Source organism: Chitinophaga sp. (assembly GCF_036566945.1).
Classification (GTDB): domain Bacteria; phylum Bacteroidota; class Bacteroidia; order Chitinophagales; family Chitinophagaceae; genus Chitinophaga.
Window position 1 is genome coordinate 1 of record NZ_DATCVJ010000783.1, and the last position, 3,080, is coordinate 3,080.

Annotated in this window: 2 protein-coding genes and 1 pseudogene; all 3 read right to left on the reverse strand. The window is 47.3% G+C overall.

Annotated features, from left to right (window positions below):
* Positions 1 to 900: glycoside hydrolase family 2 protein (locus VIP81_RS23575; protein WP_331967153.1), on the reverse strand; the 900-nt coding region annotated here is incomplete at its 3' end.
* A 9-nt stretch (positions 901 to 909) separates the two neighbouring features.
* Positions 910 to 2,493 (reverse strand): RagB/SusD family nutrient uptake outer membrane protein, encoded by a 1,584-nt coding sequence (locus VIP81_RS23580; protein ID WP_331967155.1) that lies wholly within the window; start codon positions 2,491 to 2,493, stop codon positions 910 to 912.
* 17 nt (positions 2,494 to 2,510) lie between these two features.
* A pseudogene (locus tag VIP81_RS23585) lies at positions 2,511 to 3,080 on the reverse strand (hypothetical protein); the annotation flags it as partial.

Consider the following 3,080-nt stretch of genomic DNA (forward strand, 5'->3'; position numbering starts at 1 on the left):
CGGGATTACTTCAAAACGGCGGATGCCCAATGGTTGCGTTACCGCATCAATGGTATGACCGGCGGCGATCACAGAAGTAGTGAGTGAATACAGATAAGGATCTTTTAATCCGTTCCACAGGTGTGGGCGGGTAACGGGGAGCTCCTGCCGGATGATGTTAATGCCCTGCGGGCTGAGTACCACCTCTTTAACGGCAACGGCTATACGCTTTCCCTGTTGATCTTTGATTTCACTTTGTACCTGTACGGTAGTATGATGTGCTTGTTTATTTTCAATTTTGGCAACAACGCTGATGTCTGCTTTTTTATCGCTGACATTTTCCTGGCTGATGGCGAGTCCGGACGATGCGTAATCGGTAGTGGTGATATTAATATCGTTGGTGATGAGCAGGTTCACGGGGCGATACATACCGCCGAAAATACCGAACAGGAAATTGTTGATCGGCAGTACATCTTCTCTCGCCTGGTTATTGGCTTTCAGCACAAGGGTGTTTTCTTCTCCATACTTCACCGAATGGGTAATTTCAAAGCAGAAGGCTGCATAAGAACCTTTGTGTTCGCCGATGAGACGATTGTTCACATACAGGTTAGCCACAGATCCAACACCGTCGAACCGGAGAAATAATCTTTTCCCTTTGAGGGCAGCATCTACTTTAAAAATCTTTTTATAGCAGCCATCGCCGGCATAAAAATTTTTGCCTTCCTGCATGTCTTTGTTATTCCAGGTATGTGGAATGGTAACATTTGACCAGGCAGTATCTGTTTGCTTGTTATCGGGCGTGAGTGGACCTTTTCTGAAAGCCCAGCCATCGTTGAAAGGAATTACTTTTCTTCCTTCCTGTCCGTACCCCTGTAAAAACAGGAGTACAGTCAGGAATGTTATAAGGGTGTATTTATTCATCGGTGCTGGTTATTTGCGGTATCCTTCATTTTGTTCCAGTACGGCGTCTTTGTTGACATCTATTTCCGACTGTGGAATAGGCAAATGGATATTGAAGTCATTGATGGTGGGTGCAACTTTCGGATTGTATTTCCGGACTCTTTCCACCAGTTTTTTGGTACGTACCAGGGTGAGGCGACGCAGTTCTTCGGCGGTCAGCTCTCTGGCTCTTTCATCGAGGATATAATCCATGTTTACATCGGCAGCCAGGACTGGTGTGGCATGTGCACGGTCGCGGATCACGTTGATGCTGATAGCCGCATCGCCGGGACGTCCCTGCAGCAGTTGTGCTTCGGCCAATAGCAGGTAAGTTTCGCCGAGGCGCATTTGTATCCTGTCTTTGTACGACTGGGCGCCCTGAATATCCTGTGGCTGGAACTCGTACCATTTGGTGGTATGTGCAAAAATATTCTGTATGGTATCAAAACCGGTTACTACTACTGGTTGTCCGTATTTAGCACCAGCCGGATCATTGTAATAAAACTGACGGCGGATATTGTACGGAGAATTGCGCATATCTTTTTGTTCGTACAGATTGTATGTCCACCAATTAGTAGGTCTGATCCTGCCAATGCCGCGTCCACCGAGTGAATCGCATACTTTCATGCCGGCCACGTTTACATAGAATGGTCCCCATTCGCGACGGCGCTGATCAAAAGTAGAGCCACCACCGGTTACATTGTATTGTTGTTCCAATACCCAGATCGCTTCGGTGTTGCCCTGGCTGCGGCGCATATTGCCGTAGGTGAACATATCCGCAAACGGATCGCCGGGCAGGGTGGCTTTGGTACCATAGCGCGTTGTAACGAGTTGAAAGAATTTACTATCGATCACTCTTTTAGCAGCGGCTTCTGCATCGGCAGGTTTGTTGGCACGGAGGTACGCTTCTGTGAGCAGTTGTGTGGCTGCAAACTTATTGATACGTCCCTGACTCGCTACGCTGGCAGGGTCCGGGAGATGGGCTTCTGCAAAAGTGAGGTCAGTAATGATCTGTTGTACAACGGCATCTTCGGTGGCCCTGGTGTAATCGGTGCGTGGTACAGATACCGGCGCTGTTATCAATGGTACACCTCCGAAAAGAATCGATAAATGATTGTATGCATATGCACGGAAGAAAGAAGCTTCTGCTTTGTAGAAGTCACGTTGCTCATCTGTGAGGATGGCTTTAGGATTGGCGGAGGCATCAATGATTACATTGGCCCCGTTGATCACTCTATAGCAGAAGTTCCAGATACTGCTTAAAGAACCGGTTTGTGAATTGAGGCTCTGATAGTTCTCATAGGGCGCCTGAACGGTGCTGGGCTGGCCGGTAATAGCCATATCGGTGCCCACGTAGAAGGTGGCCAGTAAGCCTTGTACATCTCCATAATCGTTACGTACGGTACTCAAAAGGCCCGTGCTGGCTGCTTCAAAGCCAAGTTGGTCCACGAGTGTATTATCTGGCGCATAGTCAGATTTCAGTTCTTCGTCGAGAAAACTTTTGCTGCAGGAAGACAGGGAGGTGAGGAAAACACCTGCTGCCAGCATTCCGCATATATATAAGCTCTTTTTCATGATCATCTCTTTTTAAATTAGAAACTGATATTTGCCCCCATGATGATGGTGGTGTTAAGCGGATAAAAATTAGAACTCTGGATATCGGGACCCTGACCGTTGGCTAAACGCATGGCCTGGTTAGCGGTACCGGAGGTGGCGAGTGCAGAAGGAGATGTTTCCGGATCATAGCCTTGCCATTTGGTGAAGGTGGCGAGGTTACGGCCGCTGATATACACCTGCAGACTGGAAATTTTATGACGCTGTAATACCTGTTTATCGAAATTGTAACTGAGTGTGATATCTTTTAAGCGGGCAAAAGATGCATCCTTTGCATACTTATATCCTTTTGGATTGGTATAGAACAATGCCGGGTTGGTATTGATCTTGTTTTCCGAAGTCCAGTAGGGAATATCAGCAGGGAGGTTTACAATGCCGGCCTGATCTCTGTTATCCAGGATAGGATTAGCGCGCATACCGCCATGTACATCCTGGATGAAAATATTCAGGGTTAAGTTTTTGTAGCGGAAGGTATTGGTTAAACCAGCTACATATTTTGGCAACTGTGAACCCAGGTAAGTACGGTCATTGGCTTCAATTTTACCGCT

What these genes read in the sequence shown, in the direction of transcription:
- VIP81_RS23580 (WP_331967155.1), bottom strand. Translation starts at nt 2,493, where the DNA reads ATGAAAAAGAGCTTATATATATGCGGAATGCTGGCAGCAGGTGTTTTC.